The 21,774-nt window shown below is 49.6% G+C and carries 22 protein-coding genes and 1 tRNA gene; 10 read left to right on the top strand and 13 right to left on the bottom strand.

The window, feature by feature from the left end; translation table 11 throughout:
* Positions 1 to 92 precede the first annotated feature (92 nt).
* The gene (locus tag ACZ45B_RS00115; protein WP_464674886.1) at positions 93 to 413 is read left to right on the top strand and encodes a hypothetical protein; all 321 of its coding nucleotides are present in this window, start codon (positions 93 to 95) and stop codon (positions 411 to 413) included.
* Positions 414 to 565: 152 nt separating this feature from the next.
* Entirely contained in the window at positions 566 to 1,060 is a 495-nt protein-coding gene (locus ACZ45B_RS00110; RefSeq protein ID WP_024545656.1) for a glutathione peroxidase, read from the top strand.
* Between the two features lie 70 nt (positions 1,061 to 1,130).
* Here ACZ45B_RS00110 and ACZ45B_RS00105 read toward each other — a convergent pair whose 3' ends face one another.
* Complete coding sequence (locus tag ACZ45B_RS00105; protein WP_024545657.1) at positions 1,131 to 1,931, bottom strand: glutathione S-transferase; 801 nt, start codon at positions 1,929 to 1,931, stop codon at positions 1,131 to 1,133.
* Positions 1,932 to 2,048: 117 nt separating this feature from the next.
* On the opposite strand from ACZ45B_RS00105, the gene ACZ45B_RS00100 reads away from it, so the two are divergent.
* Positions 2,049 to 2,408 carry a single-stranded DNA-binding protein gene (locus ACZ45B_RS00100; protein WP_024545658.1) on the top strand — a complete coding sequence of 120 codons (360 nt, stop codon included), beginning with the start codon at positions 2,049 to 2,051 and terminating at the stop codon, positions 2,406 to 2,408.
* A gap of 117 nt (positions 2,409 to 2,525) precedes the next feature.
* Here ACZ45B_RS00100 and ACZ45B_RS00095 read toward each other — a convergent pair whose 3' ends face one another.
* The 3 genes from ACZ45B_RS00095 to ACZ45B_RS00085 all read right to left on the bottom strand — a co-directional run bounded on the left by ACZ45B_RS00095 (position 2,526) and on the right by ACZ45B_RS00085 (position 6,508).
* Entirely contained in the window at positions 2,526 to 4,280 is a 1,755-nt protein-coding gene (locus ACZ45B_RS00095; protein ID WP_024545659.1) for an ABC transporter ATP-binding protein, read from the bottom strand.
* Between the two features lie 51 nt (positions 4,281 to 4,331).
* Positions 4,332 to 5,828, bottom strand: a complete 1,497-nt coding sequence (locus ACZ45B_RS00090) for a UDP-N-acetylmuramoyl-L-alanyl-D-glutamate--2,6-diaminopimelate ligase (RefSeq protein WP_024545660.1) — start codon at positions 5,826 to 5,828, stop codon at positions 4,332 to 4,334.
* 107 nt (positions 5,829 to 5,935) lie between these two features.
* Positions 5,936 to 6,508, bottom strand: coding sequence for an NUDIX hydrolase (locus tag ACZ45B_RS00085; RefSeq protein WP_024545661.1), 573 nt, complete (start codon positions 6,506 to 6,508; stop codon positions 5,936 to 5,938).
* Positions 6,509 to 6,712: 204 nt separating this feature from the next.
* Between ACZ45B_RS00085 and der the strand changes: the two genes are divergently transcribed.
* Positions 6,713 to 8,074, top strand: coding sequence for a ribosome biogenesis GTPase Der (gene der, locus ACZ45B_RS00080; protein WP_024545662.1), 1,362 nt, complete (start codon positions 6,713 to 6,715; stop codon positions 8,072 to 8,074).
* Between the two features lie 20 nt (positions 8,075 to 8,094).
* Here the strand turns inward: der and trmH are convergent, their stop codons facing one another.
* Positions 8,095 to 8,754, bottom strand: coding sequence for a tRNA (guanosine(18)-2'-O)-methyltransferase TrmH (gene trmH / locus ACZ45B_RS00075; RefSeq protein WP_024545663.1), 660 nt, complete (start codon positions 8,752 to 8,754; stop codon positions 8,095 to 8,097).
* 154 nt (positions 8,755 to 8,908) lie between these two features.
* Positions 8,909 to 9,352, bottom strand: a complete 444-nt coding sequence (locus ACZ45B_RS00070; RefSeq protein ID WP_024545664.1) for an Rrf2 family transcriptional regulator — start codon at positions 9,350 to 9,352, stop codon at positions 8,909 to 8,911.
* Between the two features lie 215 nt (positions 9,353 to 9,567).
* On the opposite strand from ACZ45B_RS00070, the gene ACZ45B_RS00065 reads away from it, so the two are divergent.
* Positions 9,568 to 9,954: an AbrB family transcriptional regulator gene (locus ACZ45B_RS00065; protein WP_024545665.1), complete on the top strand. Its 387-nt coding sequence runs from the start codon at positions 9,568 to 9,570 to the stop codon at positions 9,952 to 9,954.
* 159 nt (positions 9,955 to 10,113) lie between these two features.
* On the opposite strand, the gene ACZ45B_RS00060 is transcribed toward ACZ45B_RS00065, so the two are convergent.
* From ACZ45B_RS00060 to ACZ45B_RS00050, 3 genes are read right to left on the bottom strand one after another with little or no spacing between them, the layout of a single operon-like run.
* A complete protein-coding gene (locus ACZ45B_RS00060; protein WP_024545666.1) occupies positions 10,114 to 10,755 on the bottom strand; it encodes a bifunctional 4-hydroxy-2-oxoglutarate aldolase/2-dehydro-3-deoxy-phosphogluconate aldolase in 642 nt (213 codons plus the stop codon).
* Positions 10,752 to 11,174, bottom strand: a complete 423-nt coding sequence (locus ACZ45B_RS00055) for a heavy metal-responsive transcriptional regulator (RefSeq protein WP_024545667.1) — start codon at positions 11,172 to 11,174, stop codon at positions 10,752 to 10,754. Before ACZ45B_RS00055 ends, ACZ45B_RS00060 begins: the two co-directional genes overlap by 4 nt.
* Positions 11,171 to 11,458 (bottom strand): hypothetical protein, encoded by a 288-nt coding sequence (locus tag ACZ45B_RS00050; protein ID WP_024545668.1) that lies wholly within the window; start codon positions 11,456 to 11,458, stop codon positions 11,171 to 11,173. Before ACZ45B_RS00050 ends, ACZ45B_RS00055 begins: the two co-directional genes overlap by 4 nt.
* Positions 11,459 to 11,626: 168 nt before the next feature.
* Here ACZ45B_RS00050 and ACZ45B_RS00045 point away from each other — a divergent pair, with 168 nt between their 5' ends.
* Positions 11,627 to 12,505, top strand: a complete 879-nt coding sequence (locus ACZ45B_RS00045) for a carbohydrate ABC transporter permease (RefSeq protein WP_024545669.1) — start codon at positions 11,627 to 11,629, stop codon at positions 12,503 to 12,505.
* Between the two features lie 17 nt (positions 12,506 to 12,522).
* Here the strand turns inward: ACZ45B_RS00045 and murJ are convergent, their stop codons facing one another.
* Positions 12,523 to 14,124: a murein biosynthesis integral membrane protein MurJ gene (gene murJ / locus ACZ45B_RS00040; protein ID WP_024545670.1), complete on the bottom strand. Its 1,602-nt coding sequence runs from the start codon at positions 14,122 to 14,124 to the stop codon at positions 12,523 to 12,525.
* 208 nt (positions 14,125 to 14,332) lie between these two features.
* Here murJ and psbZ point away from each other — a divergent pair, with 208 nt between their 5' ends.
* From psbZ to ACZ45B_RS00020, 4 genes are all read left to right on the top strand, one after another.
* Positions 14,333 to 14,521 carry a photosystem II reaction center protein PsbZ gene (gene psbZ, locus ACZ45B_RS00035; RefSeq protein ID WP_024545671.1) on the top strand — a complete coding sequence of 63 codons (189 nt, stop codon included), beginning with the start codon at positions 14,333 to 14,335 and terminating at the stop codon, positions 14,519 to 14,521.
* A gap of 131 nt (positions 14,522 to 14,652) precedes the next feature.
* The gene (ribH, locus tag ACZ45B_RS00030) at positions 14,653 to 15,129 is read left to right on the top strand and encodes a 6,7-dimethyl-8-ribityllumazine synthase (RefSeq protein ID WP_024545672.1); all 477 of its coding nucleotides are present in this window, start codon (positions 14,653 to 14,655) and stop codon (positions 15,127 to 15,129) included.
* Between the two features lie 100 nt (positions 15,130 to 15,229).
* Positions 15,230 to 15,301 (top strand) — tRNA-Gly (locus tag ACZ45B_RS00025).
* Positions 15,302 to 15,560: 259 nt separating this feature from the next.
* Entirely contained in the window at positions 15,561 to 17,849 is a 2,289-nt protein-coding gene (locus ACZ45B_RS00020) for a PBP1A family penicillin-binding protein (protein WP_081699640.1), read from the top strand.
* Between the two features lie 4 nt (positions 17,850 to 17,853).
* Here ACZ45B_RS00020 and rppA read toward each other — a convergent pair whose 3' ends face one another.
* The 3 genes from rppA to ACZ45B_RS00005 all read right to left on the bottom strand — a co-directional run bounded on the left by rppA (position 17,854) and on the right by ACZ45B_RS00005 (position 21,774).
* Positions 17,854 to 18,537 carry a two-component system response regulator RppA gene (gene rppA, locus ACZ45B_RS00015; RefSeq protein WP_024545674.1) on the bottom strand — a complete coding sequence of 228 codons (684 nt, stop codon included), beginning with the start codon at positions 18,535 to 18,537 and terminating at the stop codon, positions 17,854 to 17,856.
* Between the two features lie 162 nt (positions 18,538 to 18,699).
* On the bottom strand, positions 18,700 to 19,107 hold the full coding sequence (locus tag ACZ45B_RS00010; protein ID WP_024545675.1) for a DUF4278 domain-containing protein: 408 nt from the start codon (positions 19,105 to 19,107) through the stop codon (positions 18,700 to 18,702).
* A gap of 201 nt (positions 19,108 to 19,308) precedes the next feature.
* Positions 19,309 to 21,774, bottom strand: a complete 2,466-nt coding sequence (locus ACZ45B_RS00005) for an ATP-dependent Clp protease ATP-binding subunit (RefSeq protein WP_024545676.1) — start codon at positions 21,772 to 21,774, stop codon at positions 19,309 to 19,311.

The raw sequence follows: 21,774 nt of genomic DNA, 5'->3' as shown, positions 1-21,774 counted from the left end.
GAGCCCCTGCCATTAATGGTGGGGGCTCTTTTCGTGGCATTTTTCTTCTGAGTAAAAGGTCGATTGAGTCATAGAACATGAAAAAATTTCATTTGGCGATCGCCACCAATAATTTAACCGCAACCATTCAAGATTATTCCCAACGCTTGGGAGCTGACCCTTGTATTGTGATTGAAAATGAATATGCGCTATGGCGTACAGAAACGCTCAATATTTCGATCCGCCATGATTCAAATTGCCCTACTGGCACCGTGAGACATGTGGGTTGGGAAGATCCGACTGCTTCAGAATTTTCCCAAGAAACTGATGTTAATGGTTTGATTTGGGAAAGATTTAGTGCTGCCGATCAAGCGACAGAAATCAATAATATTTGGCCTGGTATAAATTATCGACCTCAAGATTCTAAATGCTGAAAAAAAAGCCACCCAAGACAATACCAATCCACCCACATGAATTCCGGTGAGTTTTAAATAATCACACAAAAAGGCGATCGCCTTTTTGTTCTGCCGCCCCGAAAAACCCATAGTAAGATCATGAAGGAATCTTTCTACAATTTTTTACTGTTATGACAACGCAAGCCTCCGCGCCTATTTATGATTTTTCGGCGACAACGATTGATGGAAAATCTGTTTCCCTTGAGACCTATAAAGGAAAGGTTTTATTGATTGTTAATACAGCGAGCCAATGCGGATTTACGCCGCAATACAAGGGATTGCAAGGACTCCATGAACAGTACGCCGATAAAGGTTTAGCGGTGCTTGGTTTTCCTTGTAATCAATTTGGTCAGCAAGAACCAGGCAACGCAGATCAGATTCAAACTTTTTGTGAGACGACTTTTGGGGTATCTTTTCCGCTGTTTGAAAAAATCGAGGTGAATGGCGGCAATGCCCACCCGTTGTACCAGTATCTGACTGAAACGGCCCCTGGGATTTTTGGCACCAAAAACGTGAAATGGAATTTTACGAAGTTCCTCGTTGATCGCAATGGCAAAGTCGTGAAGCGTTATCCTCCTACAGCAACTCCAGAGGCGATCGCCAAAGATATCCAAGGTCTCCTGTAATTTTCTTGATGTCTAAAAAAAACCCCCAGACTTTAGCGAGCTTGGGGGATTTCGATTATTTTTGAAAAAGTTAGTCAATTTCAATAGTCATCGGTGAGCCATCATCAGTCTTTGTTTTACCGCTATCTCCAGAAGCTTGACGGAAATCTGCATACAGGCGATCGCGCCACTCAAAGAACGGTGCATATTCGGCATTATCGCCGAGACCCGGAATCCCCTTGCCCTTGAGGTAATCGGGAATATCAAAGTAGTTCCCCTCAGGAAATTTCAACAAAATACTCAACGCCGCCACGGTGAAATCCGCCAGAGTCGGCTGATCGCCAATCAGATAAGGTTGCTGTTGGACTAAGAGCGTCAGCGCTTCTAGATCCTGCCTTAGACCCCGTTGAGCTTCCTTGACTGCATCGCCCCCAAGACCAACGCCAGCCCCAAGGAAATCCAACACATCCCCAGGTACGGCACCCAACAGATTTTTAAACAGATCCGGCACCTGCTGCGGCAAAATGGACGTGCGGAAATTGGGATTTTGGTTCAACGCGCCCACGAAAGCTTTGCGTCCCTTGAGGCCAATGGATTCATCGGCCCATTCTTCCATGATCAAACATTGAGCCCGCTGGATTGGCGCGGTGGGAATCAGCGGCTTTTCTGGGTATTTGCGGTCGAGGTAGAAAGCGATTTCTGTAGAGTCACTAATCACCGTGTCGCCATCTTTGAGGACGGGAACCTGACGCTGACCCGAGATCTTATAGACATCTAGTTGACCAATGCCGGGGGTCACTTCAATTTTTTTGTACTCTAAGCCCTTGTAATCGAGGATAAAGCGGACTTTTTCAGAAAACTGAGACAGTTCAAATTGGTATAGCTCCAACATAGGGCTTTGCCTTGGTGATAGGTAGTTGATCTTCTCACACCTTACAAAACTTCACAGCAAATTGCCATGGAAACTTATGGCACAATAAAGCAGAACAGTTGTATGGACAGCTAAACGATGAGCATTAACCTTGTAAATCTTGTGGGCCGAGCCGGGGGCGATCCGGAGGTGCGTTATTTTGAATCGGGTAGCGTGTTGTGTAATTTGACCCTGGCTGTCAATCGTCCCACCAGCCGGAGTGATCAGCCGGATTGGTTTAATTTAGAAATTTGGGGCAAAACAGCGGAAGTAGCCGCTAATTATGTAAAAAAAGGGAGTTTAATCGGCATTCAAGGCTCCCTCAAGATCGAAACTTTTACCAACCGCAATGGCCATGAATCTTCAAAACCCGTGATCCGTGTCAATCGCTTAGACCTACTGGGCTCTAAGCGGGATGTAGATCCTGGCGCAGTGGAAGGCTATAACAACTATGGTTAACCCCCCTCTGACTCCCCCTTAGAGGAAGGTTATTTACGAGTAACGCGACGTACCCTAAATCACCCCTTCCATGTCAAGGCTCTTCCTCTATCTTTTTTAGGAAAAAAAAGTCTTGAGTTAGAGGCCTTGGGGGATAGCGGCGATCAGCTGTTTGGTGTAGTCCTGTTGGGGGGCGCGGTAGATCTGTTCGGCCGGGCCGATTTCTTCGATTTTGCCCTGGTTCATCACAATAATGCGATCGCCCATAAATTTCACGACGCTGAGATCGTGGGAAATAAAAATATAGGTCAGTTGAAATTCCGTCTGGAGTTCCTTCAACAAGTTCAACACTTGGGCCTGGACGGACACATCGAGGGCAGAGACAGATTCATCACAGATAATAAATTGCGGTTCGATCGCCAAGGCTCGGGCAATACAAACCCGCTGCCGTTGGCCCCCAGACAGTTCGTGGGGATAGCGATTCACCCATGTGGGATTTAAGCCAACTCGCTCCAACAGGTACTGCACCCGTTCGAGGCGTTTTTTCTTGTCCCGCTTGAGATTGTGAATAATCAACGGCTCGGCGATTGCCTGGCCAATGGTTAAGCGCGGATTGAGGGAATTATAGGGATTTTGGAAAACGATTTGCATTTCCCGGTGCAGTTGCCGCAGTCGCTTACTCCGGGCCGGCAGTTGAGCGATATTTTCTCCCCGGAACCAGATGTCCCCAGCGAGCGGTTGCACTAAACGCAAAATTGCCCGGGCCAGAGTCGATTTACCGCAGCCCGATTCCCCCACCAAACCGAGGGTTTCCCCTGGATAGAGGTCAAAGGAAACATTATTGACCGCCATGAAATAGCGCTGCCCCGTCAGGAGGAAATTACGGCTCCGATAACCCACCTGGAGGTTTTGTACCGATAGGAGTGGCTTTTGTTGAATCAAGGCTTCGAGGCGCTGTTTGTCTGCTTCAAGGGAAATCTCTGCCAGTAAATGATCCTCGGGCTGCCGTTCTTGAATAATCACAGCTTGGGTTTCTGGATCTGTGGTCACAGTCATGTAATCAGCAACGGTGGGCAGCAACACCAATTTTTGGTCAAGGCGGGGGCGGCAGGCCAGCAAGCCTTTGGTGTAGGGATGTTGGGGATCCTGGAAAATTTGGGTAATTGAACCTTGTTCGACGATTTTGCCCTGGTACATCACCGCCACTTCATCGACGAGTTCTGCAATCACTCCCAGATCATGGGTGATAAAAATCAGGGACATTTGCCTGGCCTGGCACAGATCCCGCAACAGTTGCAGAATTTTTGCCTGTACGGTCACATCCAGGGCAGTGGTTGGTTCATCGGCAATGAGTAGGGTCGGATTGGAAGCGATCGCCATGGCGATCATCACCCGTTGCAGTTGGCCCCCAGACAGTTCATGGGGATAGCGCTGCATCACTTCGGCAGGCAGTTGCACTTCCTGGAGCCGGGCGATCGCCTGTTGCCTTGCTTGGGCGGGGGTAATATTTTGGTGCAATAAAATCGCTTCGGTGAGCTGAAACTCGACGTTATAAACCGGATTAAGGGAGCTCATTGGCTCCTGGAAAATCATCGCAATCTCGCCACCGCGATAGGTGCGCCGTTCCCATTCCGGCAGACTCTGGAGGTCGATCGGGTCTGTTTCGGGGGTCGCCCTGTAGAAAATTTCGCCCCCAGTGACACGGCCCGGAGTTTGGATCAGCCCCATTAATGCCAGGGAAGTGACCGATTTCCCAGAGCCCGATTCACCGACAATCCCGAGGGTTTTGCCCCGTTCGATCTGGAAGCTAATGCGATCAACCGCAAGATTAACTTGATTTTCGCTGGTGAAAGCCACCTGCAATTGACGGACATCGAGAACCAGATCACTCATGGGGGCAGTTTTTTTACTAAACTCAGGCAGGAATTTATGTTGATTGTAGCGCTAGGCCGTTTGCTGCAGGCGATCGCCTAGGGCTTTGCGGGCTTCTTCCCGGTCATCGAAATGAATTTTTTCGGTGCCGAGAATTTGGTAGTCCTCGTGGCCCTTGCCCGCGATCAAAACCCCATCCCCTGGTTGCGCTTCGAGGATCGCCTGGTGGATCGCTGCGGCCCGGTCTGGCACCACGAGAAACTGTACATTTTCAGGAATCCCTTCCACCACATCCGCCAAAATTCGTTTCGGATCTTCGGTGCGGGGATTATCAGAAGTAACCACGGCCCAGTCCGATTGTGTCGCCGCAATGTTCCCCATCAAGGGTCGCTTGGTGCGATCGCGATCGCCCCCGCAACCAAAGACACAGATCATCCGTTTCGCAATAAAGGGCCGGGACGCCTTCAGCAGATTTTCTAAGCTGTCGGGGGTGTGCGCATAATCGACGATCACACTAATGTCTTGATCCCCATCGATAATGACCCGCTCCATCCGTCCGGGAACCCCTTGAAACTGCGGCAGGCAGGCAATCATTGGGTCTAACTCTAAACCGAGGGCTAAACCCGCACCAATGGCAGCCATCACGTTTTCTAGGTTGAACTGACCGACAAGGGGCGAACTAAAATCCACTGTCCCCATGGGCGTTTTTAAGCGGCCCTGGACCCCAGTTGCGGTGTAGACCAGTCGATCCATATAAATATCGGCTGCGGCATCTCGCAAACTGTAACCCCAGGCTTTTGCACCGAGTTTGTGGGCGAGGCGATCGCCATAGTCATTATCCAGATTAACCACCGCGCGGCCATGGCAATATTCATCGTTAAAGAGGAGTGCTTTCGCTTGAAAATAATCCTCCATGGTCGGGTGGTAATCCAGGTGATCTTGGGTCAGATTCGTAAACACTGCCACATCAAATTGACAACCCTTCACCCGATTTTGGTGCAGTGCGTGGGAACTCACTTCCATGACGGCGTGGGTATTGCCCGCTTTTAGGGCAGTGGCAAAATTCTTTTGTAAATCGATCGCAAAAGGGGTGGTGTGGGTGGCAATTTTTTCGTAGCCGGGCCAACGGGTGTAGAGGGTTCCAATCAGTGCCGTGGGCTGCTGGGCCTGTTGGAGGAAATATTCAATTAGGTGGCTGGTGGTCGTTTTGCCATTGGTGCCAGTGACTCCCACGAGTTTTAACGCCGTCGTGGGTTTTTCGTAGAAAAGATTGGCAATTTCGGCGCAGGCCAGAACCGGATCGGTGACGGTGATGACGCATTCCCCATGGGTCGCCGGGAATTTTTCAAGGGCGGCTGCACTGACCACCGCGGCGATCGCCCCAGCTTCGATCGCCCCTGGCCAAAACTCTCCCCCATCGACGCGGGTACCCGGTAAACCGATGAAGAGATCACCGGGGGCGATCGCTTGGGAATTACTCGAAAGACCTTTAATGGTTTGCTGCAAAGCAGGGTGATCCGGCAGGGATTCAATGGCCGATATCTGTTTTAAAAGTGCGCCTAACTGCATCATTTGCCTCCAAATCCTGGGATTTTCCCGATTTTAGTCTGTGCTCAGGGAAGTTTTGTCATCTCAGTAGCAGTTTAGCTCAATTTTTTAGTGGAATTTGAGGCGCTTTAGTTGGGGCAAAATTTATCTAAAAAGGGTTTGGCTAAGTAATAACTGGAAATGGTTTTGGCATCGAGGCGATCGCCTTCCTCGGGATGGTGAATCTTTTCTTCTAGTTCCCCTGGGCTGAGGAGGATCACTTCAATATCTTCATCGTCATCTTGGTCGGGGGGCACAGCCAGCTTTTCTAAATCTGTCGCCAAAAAACTATAAATCCACTCGTCAGAATAGCCTGGACAAATGGGGAATTTACCGAGCGATCGCCAAGTTTTTGCCCCGTAGCCCGCTTCCTCTGGTAACTCCCGCTGCACCGTTGTGAGGGGATCTTCCCCGGCTTCAATGGTCCCGGCCGGAAACTCTAAAATCCTTCCCTGGAGCGCAAAACGATATTGCCGCACCAGCACCAGCTGGCCCGCATTGGTCACCGGTACTACTAAAGCGCCTCCCGGATGCAAAATGCTGCCATAGTCTCCCACCGCTCCATTGGGTAAGCGTAGCCGGTTCACTTCATAGTCAAATTTTGAACCGCTATATTTCAGAATCGGTTTAATTACTTCGGGCAGTTCTTGGGGGGCAGTCATAGGGTAAGAAATAAAAAAGGAGAGCAAATTTGGTCTAACAGAAAAAGGCGATCGCCCCAAAAATTGGTATGATTAACTATTCTGAGTTTTTATGTTGGCGTTAAGTACCGTTTTTTCCAGAGAAAGCAGACCGCTTGTACTGAAATCTTAGCGAGTCACCCCAATTATTATCCAGTCTTTTCCATAGTTCCGAGCAGAGTCCCTATGAAACTCCCTATTATTGCCGTGATTGGCCGTCCCAACGTGGGCAAATCGACCCTCGTCAACCGGATTGCCGGCGATCAACAGGCGATCGTCCATGACGAACCCGGTATTACCCGCGATCGCACCTACCGCCCTGGCTTTTGGCAAGATCGCACTTTTCAGATTGTCGATACTGGCGGGATTGTTTTCGATGACCGCGAAGAATTTATTCCTCTGATTCGTGAACAGGCGGCGATCGCCTTGGCTGAAGCCGCAGTTGGCATTTTTGTGGTCGATGGTCAGGCGGGATTAAGCGCTGCTGATCAAGAAATCGTCGAATGGTTGCGCCAACAAAACGTGCCCATTGTCCTTGCCGTCAACAAATGCGAATCCCTCGGCCAGGGCTATGCCCAAGCCGCCGAATTTTGGGAACTCGGTATGGGCGAGCCCTTCCCAATCTCAGCGATCCACGGTAGTGGCACTGGAGATCTCCTCGATAAAGTGATTGAATATCTCCCGGTGATCACCGATGTCGAAGAAGACACCACGATCAACGTGGCGATTATTGGCCGCCCCAATGTTGGTAAATCGAGTCTACTCAATGCTCTTACTGGGGAACAACGGGCGATTGTCAGTCCTATTTCGGGCACAACTCGCGATGCGATCGACACCATCATTAAGCGCAATGATCAACAATATCGCCTGATCGATACTGCTGGCATTCGCCGTAAAAAAAATGTCGATTATGGCGCCGAATTTTTTAGCATTAACCGCGCCTTTAAAGCAATCCGCCGTTCAGATGTGGTGCTTTTTGTCATCGATGTCATCGATGGCGTGACCGAACAGGATCTCAAACTCGCTGGCCGGATCATCGATGAAGGCCGTGCTGTCATCATCATTGCCAACAAGTGGGATGCGATTGAAAAAGACACCTACACCATCAACCAATATCGAAAAGAGTTGCAAGCTCGCCTATTCTTCATGGAATGGGCCGAAATGCTCTTTATCAGTGCCCAAACAGGCCAGCGGGTGAATAAAATTCTCGACTTAGTGGATAAAGCGGCGGAATCTCACCGTCGCCGGGTGTCTACAGCTGTGATCAATGAAGTGATTCAAGAGGCGGTGAGTTGGCATTCTCCCCCCACCAGTCGTCAAGGGAAGCAAGGCCGCATTTACTATGGCACCCAGGTGCGGAGCCAACCCCCGACAATTTCCCTGTTTGTAAATGATCCGAAGCGTTTTAGTGATAGCTATCGTCGCTACATCGAAAAACAATTCCGCCAAGATCTCGGTTTCCATGGCACGCCCATTAAATTGGTCTGGCGGGGTAAACGGGTCCGGGATGCGGAACGGGGTAGCCCCAACCGTGCGACCAAGGTTTAGACCCTGGTCTGTGGGACTATCTAGGCTTTGATGATCTGCCCCTCGGCATCGAGGGGAGGATAGGGCAGTTGGCGATCGCGGTAATGATCTACCAGTTCGGGGTAACCCCACTCAAAAACTTTCTGTTGGTAAAGCTCTGGGGTGAGGCGGGGCTGATTATACAAGCCTGCCTGGAGTCGTTGCCGCTGGGCTTCAAACAAAATAACAGCCGCCGCCACGGAAACATTTAACGATTGCACCATGCCCAGCATCGGGATAATAATGTGGCCATCCACAAGCTCGGCAGCGGTATTGCTGACACCCCAACGTTCGGCCCCCATTAAAATCGCTGTGGGTTGGGTGTAGTCAATTTCACGATAATCCACTGCGCGATCGCTTAAGTGGGCTGCATAAACTTTGAAGTTTTGTTGTTGCACAGATTGAATTGCCGTAGAGATATCCGGGTGACGGTAGAGGTTGACCCATTTTTCACTGCCCTGGGCTACCTGAGCATAGGTAGTCAGTTCTTCCCCATCGACAACCTGATTCATTGCATGGACATCTAGTACGCCCACTGCATCACAGGTGCGAATAATTGCCGAAATATTATGGGGTTTATGGACATCTTCCATGATCACCGTGAGATCTGGTTGACGGCAATCTAAGGTCTGACAAATGCGTTGATATCTTCTCGACAGCACAATTTTATTTTTTAATTAACAGCGTGAAACCCAGATTTTAAGTGATTTGGGTGATGTTGTCTTCCCAGTTCTCCGTCTCCAAAAAGATGATCGCGGCTAAGGCGATCGCCCTCCCAATTCATTCGAGATCAAAAAAATAAACCAGAGGACAACCTCAAATCACAAAACTTGTTGCTTCTCCCTGGGCCGCTTTCCAACTCCGGGCATCATAGTATAAATCGGCAAGGGTGATGTTATAAAGTGCCTCTTGGAGTTTTTGGTGAAGCCGCTGCCAAAGGCTAAAAGTTACCCAATCTTCTGCTTGGTTGGGCTGGGGCTCATGGTGCGGGAGAGGATCAACGGTTTCACCGATCGCCTGAAGAATTTGACCAAGGGAAATATCTTCGGGTTTTGATAGTAGTTGATAGCCTCCTTGGGCGCCACGCACCGAACGAAGAATGCCCGCGCGACGCATTTCAATCAAGAGTTTCTCAAGGTAGGGAGCAGGTAAGTTCTGGCGTTCGGCGATCGCCTTTACAGAGGTGGGGCCATAGCCAGGTTGCAAACTAATATCAAGTAAAGCTTTGACGCTGTAATGGCCTTTAGTGGTCAGCTTCATGGCTACCCTTTTACAAAAAAAGTTGACATTTTAAAGAAGAAAATCAATTCTTTTCAAAAAGAAAAATTGTCTTAATCTTTATTTTAAGTGAGAATAATGTAATATAAACCTAAGAAACAGCTCATTAAACAGTTAAAGGGGGGCAGCGAAATAAAAAGAATTCGCAGGCTTTATCCCATAACACTCGTTTATCGTCATTCATTCGTAATAAGTAAATGGCTACAAAGAAAAAGATTGAAATATTGACCGGTGATGCCTTGTTGGCGAAGGTCAAAGAACTTGAGAACCACAGCAAAGAAGAAAAAGCGAGAGCTTGCGGCTATTACACGATCACCAAAAATGGGGTTGAGCGTGTCAATATGATGAAGTTCTACAATGCCTTGATTGAAGCAGAAGGGGTACAACTTGATAGTAATGCCAGCACCCAGGGTCGTGGTGGTCGAGCTGCTACCTACCGTATTAGTGTGCAGTCTAATGGCAATCTTTTAATTGGATCTGCCTACACAAAAAAAATGGGACTCAAAGCAGGGGATGAATTTGAAATTTCCCTTGGCCGTAAACATATTCATCTCAAGCAACTGGGAGTGGATGAGGACATTTAATTTTTCTGGGGGTTGATGCTAGGGCTGTGAATAAATTTGACCATTGGCATCTCCTGAGAATTCTGTTTACGGAAAAAGCGATATATATTTGTGGCAAATTGAGGTGAAATTACCCTCATTTAACCAGTGCGATCGCCAGTTTGGTGATCGTTTTTTTATTTATCGCCATTGGCTGGGATGATGTCGGCGGATACGCTGGGTGAGCTGGGGCCACTCTGCCCGTTGCACCATGGTTTCTGGAAATAGATCGCTGGATAAACCAACAGCGATCGCCCCGGCTTGGATGAACTCAGGTGCATTCTTGAGGGTAACCCCTCCGGTGGGAATCAAGGGGATTTCTGCGAGGGCCGGCCGGAGACAATGGATAAAAGCTGTACCCCCCACAGCTTTGATCGGAAATACTTTCACGCCATCACTGCCCCAACGCCAGGCTTGGTAAATTTCGCTGGGGGTAAGGGCGCCAAGCACCATCGGCACATCCCGTAGGTGGGCAACTTTAACTAGATCGCGATCACTATGGGGGCTGAAGGCAAAACTGGCGCCACTGGCGATCGCCTCTTTTAGGTCTGCTGGTGTCAGAATAGTCCCTGCACCGATTAGGGCGCTCGGAAATTTTTCCCGTAGGGTTTCAATAATTCGCCCGGCTTGGTCACTGTTCCAGGTGATTTCAATGAGATGTAACCCCCCTGCAATGGCGATGGCCGCCATCTTGACCCCCTGTTGCCAATCCGCAGTGCGAATGATGGCGATCGCCTGGTGTTGTTGGAGTTGTGCAAACCAGCGTTGTTGGAGGGGCGTCATCGTAAATTAGGGCAAATCGTCGAAGGAGATTGGGGCTGATTTGAAAAATCTTGCCAACCAGACAGAATACCCTGTAATTCTCCCTTGAGGATCCTCAAGGTCGCCATTTGCTGGTTAATTTCTTGCAATTGCGCTTCTAGAAGCTCCCTGATCACCCCACAGGGTAGGGTCCCTGCATCATGTACTGCGAGAATATTGCGGATGTCTTGGAGGCTTAAACCGAGGGCTTGGGCCCGTTTAATAAAAGCCAAACGATTCAACACGGCCGCCGAAAAAAGCCGGTATCCTTTTGGCGATCGCCCCATGGTGTCTCCCAGTAGACCGAGGTCAGCGTAGTAGCGAATAGTTTTGACCGGCAAACCGCTTTGGCGGGCGACGGTGCCAATTTTCCAGGTATGGATAGGTGTGGTCGTGGTCATCCGCGCTGTTTTTCTCGGGCAAGGTGAGGCAGAGGCACATTCATCTCACTAGAGGGCAAATAACGACGGGGCAAAACCTGTTTGAAGTCCTGGGGATCTCGGCGAATGCGTGACCAGCGGATGGCGATCGCCCCCAGCACAAACCCAAGGCCTACCACAAACAAACCCCATTGCTCATCCACCCCACCAATCACCACCTCAATCAAACCCATCACAATCAGAAAGCTAGACACCGGCTCCTTGCGATATAAACGCTTAACAGTTCGTCGATTTAAACGGGCCATAAAACTTTCCAGAAGGAATAAAAATAGAGATGTTCCTCATCTTTAGCTTAACAAATCAGCGCTTTTCCTTGGTTAAGACACCCCGACCATTCAGGAACCGCTTGAGCCCGATCCCAAGGAACTTTTGCCGTAAGATACATCTAAATTCCTGTGTGCTCACATCTCCCCATGAAGCTCAAGTTAACCCCGATTACCCCTTATCTTTTTTTGTTGCCCGCCCTAATGATCTTGGGTTTAGCTGTGGCCCTGCCAGCGATCCAGGCCTTTTACCTCAGCTTTACAGAATATCAGTATGACTTAACCCAGGCGCCCCAGTGGGTGGGTTTAAAAAACTTTGTCCGGCTGCTGCAAGACACTCTGTTTTGGAAAACCCTAGGAAATACTGTGCTTTATTTGGTGGGAGTTGTGCCCATTTTGGTGAGTTTTTCCCTGGGTCTCGCAATTTTAGTCAATCAAACCCTGCGGGGGATTTCTTGGTTTCGAGCTGCTTTTTACACCCCAGTAATTGTTTCTTTAGTGGTCGCGGGGATTGCTTGGCGAGCGCTCTACACATCCAATGGTTTTTTTAATCAATTGCTAAGACAAGTTGGTTTTGGGGAGGGTATTCCTTGGCTGACAGATCCGAGTTTGGCGATCTGGAGTGTAATGCTGGTGACAATCTGGAAAGGGTTGGGCTATTACATGGTGATTTACTTAGCTGGCCTCCAAGCGATTTCTCCCGAATTGTATGAAGCCGCGTCCCTCGATGGTTCGGACGGTTGGCGGCAACACTTGGATATTACAGTGCCCTTGATGCGCCCCTATATTTTGTTGGTGTCAGTGATTTCGGCCATTTCTGCGACAAAGGTTTTTGAGGAAATTTATGTGATGACCCAAGGCGGGCCATTGAATGCCTCAAAGACAGTGGTGTATTACCTCTATGAGCAAGCGTTTCAGAATTTGGAAATTAGCTATGCTTGCACCATTGGCTTGGTTTTGTTCTTGGTGATTTTCGTGCTATCGATTTTCAATCTTTATTTGTCCCGTCAAACCAACCAAAGTTTTTAGGCTATTAAATCAACAACTTAACTGCGCTTGAGTTTGCCTTTGACCCGCTGCCAAAAAATATCTAGCTCGGGGAGTTTTAGGGTACTGGCCAGACCAAAAAAGACGACTAAAGCTAGGGCGATCGCCACCAACAATTCCAATCCCTGCACATAGAGATTTTGGCCAAAGCTCAAGGATTCAACTCCGAGGGAAATACCCCAACTGACGAACCCAGAGGCGATCGCCGCCCCCGTTAGACCCAGCAAGCTAACCCCCCATTCCAGCAACGGCAGACCCTTTAGGCGGCGATTCAAAATCGCGATCATCATCACCATAGAAACAACATTGACCCCCACCGTGGCATAGATCAAACCCGGTGTTTGAAACTGTTTCACCAAAATATAATCAAAAATCGCATTTAAAAAAATATTTAAAACACTGATCCGCGACGGGGTGACGCCATCCTCCAACGCATAAAAAACCCGTACAAGTACATCTCGGCCCAGATAAAAAAACATGCCGAGACCATAGGCAATCAAAACCGGCGCGACGATCTCTGTGGCCGTGGTATCAAAGGCCGCATATTCATAGACAATCCGAATGATTGTCTTAGATTGAGACACAAAAATTGCCGTCAAGGGCAACATCGACAGGGCCGTTAATAGCAACCCTTGGCGAATCCTCACCTTTAAGTCATCCCAACTATCGGGCGCTGCCAAGCGCGAAAATACCGGCAATAGAGGCACAAGAATCATGTTGGAAATGATCCCCAAGGGCGTTAGCACGATGAAATTGGCATAGCGCATCGCTGCCGCCGCACTCACAATGGACGAGGCAAAATACATATCCGTGTAGACGTTTATGTGGAGCATCCCTGAGGATAGGGTCGCCGGTAGCATCACCCGCAACACCTCTTTTACGCCTGGAATCGATAGATCCAGCCGGGGGCGTAACGTGCCTAAACCAGATTTCCACTGGGCAAAAATTTGCAACAACCATTGCCAGAGAGCCCCCAATAGGGTCGTCCCAGCCAGCACAATACAGCCAAGTTGCATATATTCTGGGGCATTGACGTTATCTCCCAAGATCCAGATCAAGCTACCGACACCAATCACCACACTCAAGCTGGAAAAAAGAGGGCTAATCCCCGGCAGCCAATATTGATCTGAAGCATTCAATACCCCAAAGCCGATGCCAATCAATCCGGCAAACACCGCTAGGGGGGCCATGATCTGCAGTTGTAAGATTGCTAAATCCCGGACTGTTCCTTCTAAACCTGGGGCAACGAGATCAATAAAAAATCCGGCAAACACCACTAGCACAATGGTGATCAGGAACAATCCCCCTGTCACCATTGTGGACACAGTTTCCACGAGGGGGGCCGCGTCTTTTTGTTCGCGCTTAGAGAGAACACTGACCAGGGCGCTGTGGAATGGCCCGTTAATCCCCCCCAGCAGGATCAGCAGAAACCCCGGAATAATGTAAGCATAGGCATAGGCATCGACCACTGGCCCCACCCCAAAGGCCCGGGCGATCGCCTGTTCGCGCACTAGACCAAACACCTTACTGATCAGCGTGGCGATCGCCACAACACCGGCGATACCAGCCAATGAACGGGACTTCCGAGGAGAATCAGTCACAATTTTCTAGCAATAAAACAATACAAAACCTTCTTATTCTCACCGAGAATGCCCTCTTTGAGAATCACCTGGGATTCCAGCTACCAGAGAAGACCTATTTTCTGGTAGCTTACTATAAACAATAAAAACTTTAGGATCTTCAAAAATTTTATTTGGCGTCCTAAGCCCATCAACCCATTTGCTTGCTGTCTTGGGAGAATTTTAAAAAATGACAATTTTATTTCAACTGGCCCTTGCTGCCCTCGTAGCTCTTTCGTTCCTAATGGTCATTGGTGTTCCTGTGGCCTATGCTTCCCCCACCAACTGGGAACAATCTAAATCTTTGATCTTTGTGGGCTCCATCGCTTGGACTGCCCTGGTCATTGCCGTTGGCGTCTTGAATTTTTTCGTGATCTAAAAATCTAAAGCTCGTTCTTAACATTTGGCGATCGCCCCAATCTAATTTTCCCCAAGGTGCAATCCTCGCCGTTGGTAGCTCCAGCGCCATTGCACCTTAATTTTTTGTCCTTTTCACCCCCCGACTTAACCATGGCCACCTTTGAAGGAACCTATAACGACAATCTCCAAGCCCTCAAATTGGCGATCGTGATTGGCCGTTTTAACGATCTCGTCACTAGTAAACTTTTGGCCGGCTGCCAAGACTGTCTCCGTCGCCATGGTGTAGACACCAGTGCCGATGGTCAACAGGTAGATTACATCTGGGTTCCCGGTTGCTTTGAAATTGCGATGGTCTCAAAAAAGCTAGCTGATGCCGGCAAATATGACGCGATCATCTGCCTTGGTGCTGTGATCCGTGGCGATACTCCCCACTTTGACTATGTGGCCGCAGAGGTCTCTAAAGGGGTAGCTGCAGCCTCCTTTCAAACAGGTGTGCCGATTATCTTTGGTGTCCTCACCACCGATACCATGCAACAGGCCCTCGAACGGGCAGGGATTAAAAATAACCTGGGCTGGGGCTATGGTCTCAGTGCCCTCGAAATGGCGAGTTTGATGGGTAAAATTTAGCCCTTTCCCCCATTGGAAAAATTAAGCCAGAGAAATTTTGTCTTAACTCTTGACATCCGCTTTTTTTCTTGGCATATTAGTAAACGTGCTCAGCACGCAAGCGGGTATAGCTCAGTGGTAGAGCGTCACCTTGCCAAGGTGAATGTCGCGCGTTCGAATCGCGTTACCCGCTTAAGAGAAAATCAGTCCCTTGCAGCATTCGGTTCTGCGATTACCTTGCAATCTATGGGATTTATTGTAGACTATCTGGCATGTTTGAAAACATGACTCAATGTTGGCCCGATATCGAACACAAGAATGGCTTGTAAATCAATGGGTTAGCGTCATACTCAGAGGATTTTGGTGTGTTTAATTTCGGCAGAAAGTCACTTCCCCAAACCCTACATTCAGAAAGCGAGGAGTCTGAACATAATTCAGTCTCTCCTGCGGATGTGGGCGATCGCTCCCCCGGTTCTGACCCAGAAGCCGTCACCAAAGAAATCCCCAAGGCCCTTAGGGCTCTATTTCCTGGCGATCGCCAGCCCCCTAGCAAGTTACACAAACACCGTAAAAAGCGTTGGTGGCCTTGGCTGGTGGCGGGGGGACTCCTCGGGATTGGCAGCAGTGGCGCTATTCTCTATCGCGGCTGGCAAGAACTAGAAGCTCTCGTACCCAACAACGTCGAAGAAATTTTAATTTATACCCGCCCTGGCACCTTAACCATTCAAGCCGCCAATGGCGATGTGATTGAAGAAATTGGGCCTGTATCCCATGAGCAGGTAAAGATTTGGGAAATCCCTGAGGCGTTGACAGAAGCCTTTATTGCCAGTGAAGACCGCCGTTTTTACGATCATTTTGGCGTAGACCTACAGGGGGTAGCCCGGGCTGTCTATGTGAATTTTCGGGCCGGAAAAATTGTCGAAGGGGGTAGTAGTATCACCCAACAAGTAGCCCGTATTGTCTTTTTGAACCAGGACATCACCTTCGGACGAAAAGCACGGGAAATGCGCCTCGCGACAAAACTAGAGGAACGGTTTTCGAAAGAGCAAATCCTCGAAAGCTATCTAAATCTGGTGTATCTGGGCTCTGGAGCCTATGGGGTCGCTGATGCGGCTTGGGTTTATTTCGGCAAGTCTCTGACAGAATTAACCCTAGGAGAGACAGCGATGCTTGCCGGTTTAGCCCCCGCTCCCAGTTTGTATTCACCCTTTGTCAATCTCCAGGCGGCGACGGTGCGTCGAGATCAGGTGCTCCGCCGCATGCGGGAAGAGGGGTTTATTACGGAGACCGATTATCAGACGGCGATCGCCACTCCCATAGAGACAAATCGCCAGACGCCAAAGCGCTTACTGCGTGAATATCCTTACTTTGCGGATTATATAAAAGGAGAATTAGGGCAGTATCTCACGCCTGAGCAGCTAGAAACGGGGAGTTTTGTGGTGGAAACGACCCTTGATCCCCAGTGGCAGGTATGGGCGGAAGAGGTCTTGGCAGATGGCATTAACAACTATGGTCGTTATCAGCGCTTTGAACAGGCGGCCATTGTTAGCATTGATCCGCGCAATGGCCAGATCAAGACAATGGTGGGGGGCTTGGATTTTGAAAATAATCAGTACAATCGAGTCACCCAGGCCCAACGGCAACCGGGCTCTACGTTTAAGACATTTGTCTATGCGGCGGCGATCGCCTCTGGCATGTCCCCTAGCACGAGCTATGTGGATAAAGCGTTTGTCATGGATGGCTATCGGCCAAAAAATGCTTCTGGCAGTTTCACAAATCAAGCGATGTCTCTCACCGCTGCCCTAACGCAATCGGTCAATACGATCGCCCTGAGTGTGATGCTGGATGTGGGCTGGGACCCAATTATTAAGTTAGCCCAGCGGATGGGCATCGAGTCGGAACTGAAGCCGACCTATTCTCTCGCCCTGGGTGCTTCGGAAGTGAATCTTTTGGAGTTGACAGCAGCTTACGGTACGCTCGCGAATCGCGGCACCTACCAGCCAGTTTATGGCATCAGTCGCATTTTAGATCACAGCGGCAAAGTGATTTACCAAGCAAATCGAAAGCCAGTCCAGGCGATCGACGCCAATAGTGCCGCAATTATGACCTCGATGCTGACCAATGTGGTGAGTAGCGGTACTGGCAGTCAGGCGAATATTGGTCGTCCGGTCGCTGGCAAAACAGGCACTTCTGACCAGGCGCGGGACCTTTGGTTTATCGGCTACATTCCCCAGATGGTGACGGGAGTATGGCTCGGCAATGATGATAATCGGCCAACCTGGGGGGCGAGCAGTACAGCGGCACGTCTCTGGGGCAATTTGATGCGTCAGATCGCCGGAACTATGGCCGTGGAGTCATTTCCAGCGATGCCGAATTTAAATGGTCGGGTAGGTTCGATCACCGCAGAACCGATTAAAGGAGGTGCAAAAAAAGTCCAGGCGATCGCCCCAGAAACCAGCGAAAACTCTGAGAGCAGTGCTGAGTCGACGACGGATCAGACCCTCGATCCATCCTCGGAAGGAACGACAGATAACACAGACAATGGCAATAGTAATGCAGTAGATAATAGAGCGCAGCCAGCACCGCCCGCGTTTGATTTTAATAATCCAGCAGATACCGTGCCACCTCTCACCCCCTTACCCCGAAATAATCCAGATCCGGGGCCGTCTAGGGCCCCAGCGCCGAATAATGTGGATGTGCCGGCCCCGCCAGCACCCCAAAGACAAGAAGAAACACCCTAGATTTTTAGGCTTTTTGTTCACCAAAATAATATCCTTTCCCATAAACGGTATGGATCAAAGGGCGATCGCCTTTTGCTTCTACCTTTCGGCGTACCAACCGCACCAAGGCCGCCAGCACATTACTACTGGGTAACTCCTCTTCGTCTTGCCAGAGGTGTTGGTAAAGTTGCTCATGGGTAAGAATCTGCTCGGGGTGTTCCATTAAATAGCTCAACAGTTGTAACTCCCGCACTGACAAGCGAATAATGCGTCCCCCCCGGTAGGCCATCTGGTTAGGGATGTCCAATTCTAAGTCCGCTATTTTTAGACGATTAGGGGGGTCTCCCCCGGGCGATCGCCTGAGCAGAGCCCGGACCCGTGCTAACAATTCCCGCAGCTCAAAGGGTTTCATCAAATAATCATCAGCTCCAGCATCCAACCCTGACACCCGGTCATCGACAGTATCTTTCGCCGTGAGAAACAAAATTGGTGTGGTCCGCCCCTGGGCCCGTACTTTTCGACAGATTTCCACCCCCGAGCATTGGGGTAACATCCAGTCCAAAATTAGGAGATCATAATCTTTGTTAAAGGCTAACTCTAACCCCTGCTGACCCGTTTCTGCTAGATCAACCAAGTACCCTTCGCGCCCCAAAATTTGGCTGAGGGCTCCCCGCAACTCTCGTTCATCATCTACCAATAAAATGCGCATCATTACTTAGCAAACACCATTCTCTCCATTATTCCCGAAGAAGGAAATCTCACCCAGGGCGATCGCCCCAATTGTTAAACCCAAATAAAAAAGGAAGCAGCCACAAAACCACTTCCAAAATATTTTTCTATTGTGCTTAATTGATAACTGTGTCAGCCCCGCTTACATCGAAGGCAAAGCATTGGATTCCTGTTGCAATAAGCTAATCAAATGCTCATCCCCCCGAGCTTGGGCTGTTTGCAAGCGACGCTCAAGACTATGGCGCATATTTTCTAAATGAATCCGGCGAGCATCTTGACCCATCAGCTTTGTCAATGGCAAAACTTGCACAGGACAAGCGGCAGCTGCAGCTTGGCGTTGGGGTAAGACCTCGGGCACAGCTTGAAGACTTTGGTAAGTATTCCCCCGATAGTGGAGTAATACAGATTCCACCTCAGGACGCTCAAGAGTTTCGGCTACACAGTGGCGGCGGATTGTCTGCCCACGATAACGACCCACGATATCCCCTTCCATTACTTCTAACGTTGCAGGGCGATAATCATAGGAAACACCACGATAGGTTAATTTCATAGAGATTTCCTCACTGAGCCTCAAAATACTTTCTGTAGTCATTGTTACATCGAACCAAGAAAATCCCCAAAAAAATCAGGAAAACTTAAGAATCACCTCTCCTTGACAGATAAAAAAGGGGAGCTCTCAGGCTCCCCAGGGTTAAATCACTTAAATTTTAAGGCTGACATAAAGGTCTTAGGGTCAGTCTTCTTAGGAAAACTAGCCTGGTTGTTTAGCCAGCTCTAGGGTTTTTTCTGCCTTACTGACGGCCACTTTTCCTTCTTCGTTGATATCGACGATCGCCGTATCACCAGAACCAACACGGCCCGAGAGGATTTCCTCAGCGAGAACATCCTCTAACAAGCGCATGATCGCCCGACGTAAGGGACGCGCCCCATAGGAGGGGTTATAGCCTTCTTCCACAAGACGTTCCTTAAATTTGTCGGTCACTTGTAGGGTGATTTCCTGCTCTGTTAGGCGCTTAAAGACATCCTTGAGAAGAATTTCGGAGATTTCCTTGACTTCCTCTTTGTTGAGCTGACGGAAGACGATGATTTCGTCGAGACGGTTGAGGAATTCGGGGCGGAAGTATTGTTTTAATTCTTCGTTCACCAAGGAGCGAATCCGGTTGTATTGGGACTCGGCAGCATCTTCACCAAACTCGAACCCAAGGCCACCGCCACCTTTTTCGATCACCTTGGAACCGATGTTAGAAGTCAAGATAATCAGGGTGTTTTTGAAGTCGACGGTGCGTCCTTTGGCATCGGTGAGGCGTCCATCTTCAAGGATTTGCAGGAGCATATTGAAGATGTCGGGGTGAGCCTTCTCGATTTCGTCAAAGAGAATGACGGTGTAGGGACGACGGCGCACAGCTTCGGTGAGTTGACCGCCTTCGTTATAGCCGACATAGCCTGGAGGAGAACCAATCAACTTAGAAACGGTATGCCGTTCCATAAATTCGGACATGTCGAGGCGAATCATCGCATCTTCAGAACCGAAGAAGTAGGCAGCGAGAGCTTTGGTGAGCTCCGTTTTACCCACCCCGGTGGGCCCAGAGAAGACAAAGCTGGCGATCGGACGGTTGGGATTTTTCAGACCGACCCGGGCGCGACGGATGGCTCGGGATACGGCCTTGACCGCATCTTCCTGACCAATTAGGCGCTGGTGTAGGGTGTCTTCCATGTTGAGGAGCTTGGTAGACTCGCTCTCGGTGAGCTTGTTGAGGGGCACCCCTGTCCAAGAGGCGACGATATGGGCGATCTCTTCAGCATCGACCACAGCATCGATATCGGTGCTTTTCTCTTTCTGGCTTGCGGCGATCGCCCGAATTTCAGTTTTGATCTCCATTTCGCGATCGCGCAGTTCTCCCGCCTTATCGAAATCTTGGGAACGCACGGCTTCATCCTTAGACTTGAGGACTTCGCGCAGTTCCTTATCGAGTTCTTTGGCTTCGGGGGGAAGCTGAGAATTAATCAACCGTACACGGGATCCCGCTTCATCGATCAAGTCGATCGCCTTATCGGGCAAGAAGCGATCGCTGATATAGCGGTCTGCCAACTTTGCCGCCGCATCGAGGGCTTCGTCCAAAATTTTCAGTTTGTGGTGCTGTTCGTAGCGTTCCCGCAGACCGAAGAGGATTTCGATGGTTTCTTCCACAGAAGGCTCACCCACCATGACGGGCTGGAAACGACGTTCAAGGGCAGCATCGCGCTCAATGTGCTTGCGGTATTCATCAAGGGTGGTCGCCCCGATACATTGCAGTTCACCCCGGGCAAGGGCAGGCTTGAGGATATTGGCAGCATCGATCGCCCCTTCCGCAGCTCCTGCACCGATTAAAGTGTGGACTTCATCAATCACCAGAATCACGTTTCCAGCTTGACGAATTTCGTCCATAATCTTTTTGAGACGCTCTTCAAATTCACCGCGATATTTTGTCCCGGCGACGAGGAGACCGATATCGAGGGTGACCACCCGTTTTTCTTCGAGGATATCGGGGATATCACCCGTGGAAATTCTTTGGGCCAGACCTTCGGCGATCGCGGTTTTCCCGACCCCCGGTTCCCCAATCAAGACAGGATTATTCTTAGTACGTCGCCCAAGGATCTGGATTACCCGTTCGATTTCATTTTGGCGACCAACAACAGGGTCTAATTTGCCATCTTTAGCGAGCTGGGTGAGATTAGAACCAAATTCATCGAGGGTTGGTGTTTTGTTACTGCGAGAAGAGCCACCACCAGCGGCCACTTCCGCCGTTTCACCCAACATCCGAATGACTTGGGTTCTGACCTTAGATAAATCTACCCCTAAATTTTCGAGGACTCTGGCAGCAACCCCTTCCCCTTCACGAATCAAGCCAAGTAACAAATGCTCCGTGCCAATGTAGTTGTGACCCAACTGGCGCGCCTCTTCGAGGGAAAGCTCTAAAACCCGCTTGGCTCTGGGCGTAAAAGGAATCTCTACGGCGACGAAACCGGAACCCCGACCAATAATTTTTTCAACTTCAATGCGAGCATCCTTGAGATTGACGCCCATAGAGCGGAGTACTTTAGCAGCAACTCCTGTTCCCTCACCAATGAGACCGAGGAGGATTTGCTCTGTACCCACGAAGTTGTGACCAAGGCGACGAGCTTCCTCTTGGGCAAGCATAATCACCTTAATAGCTTTTTCTGTGAAGCGTTCAAACAT

It is taken from the genome of Picosynechococcus sp. NKBG15041c, from assembly GCF_055380235.1.
The sequence above is the reverse complement of the archived record's forward strand: the minus strand, read 5'-3'. Positions and strand labels throughout refer to the sequence as shown.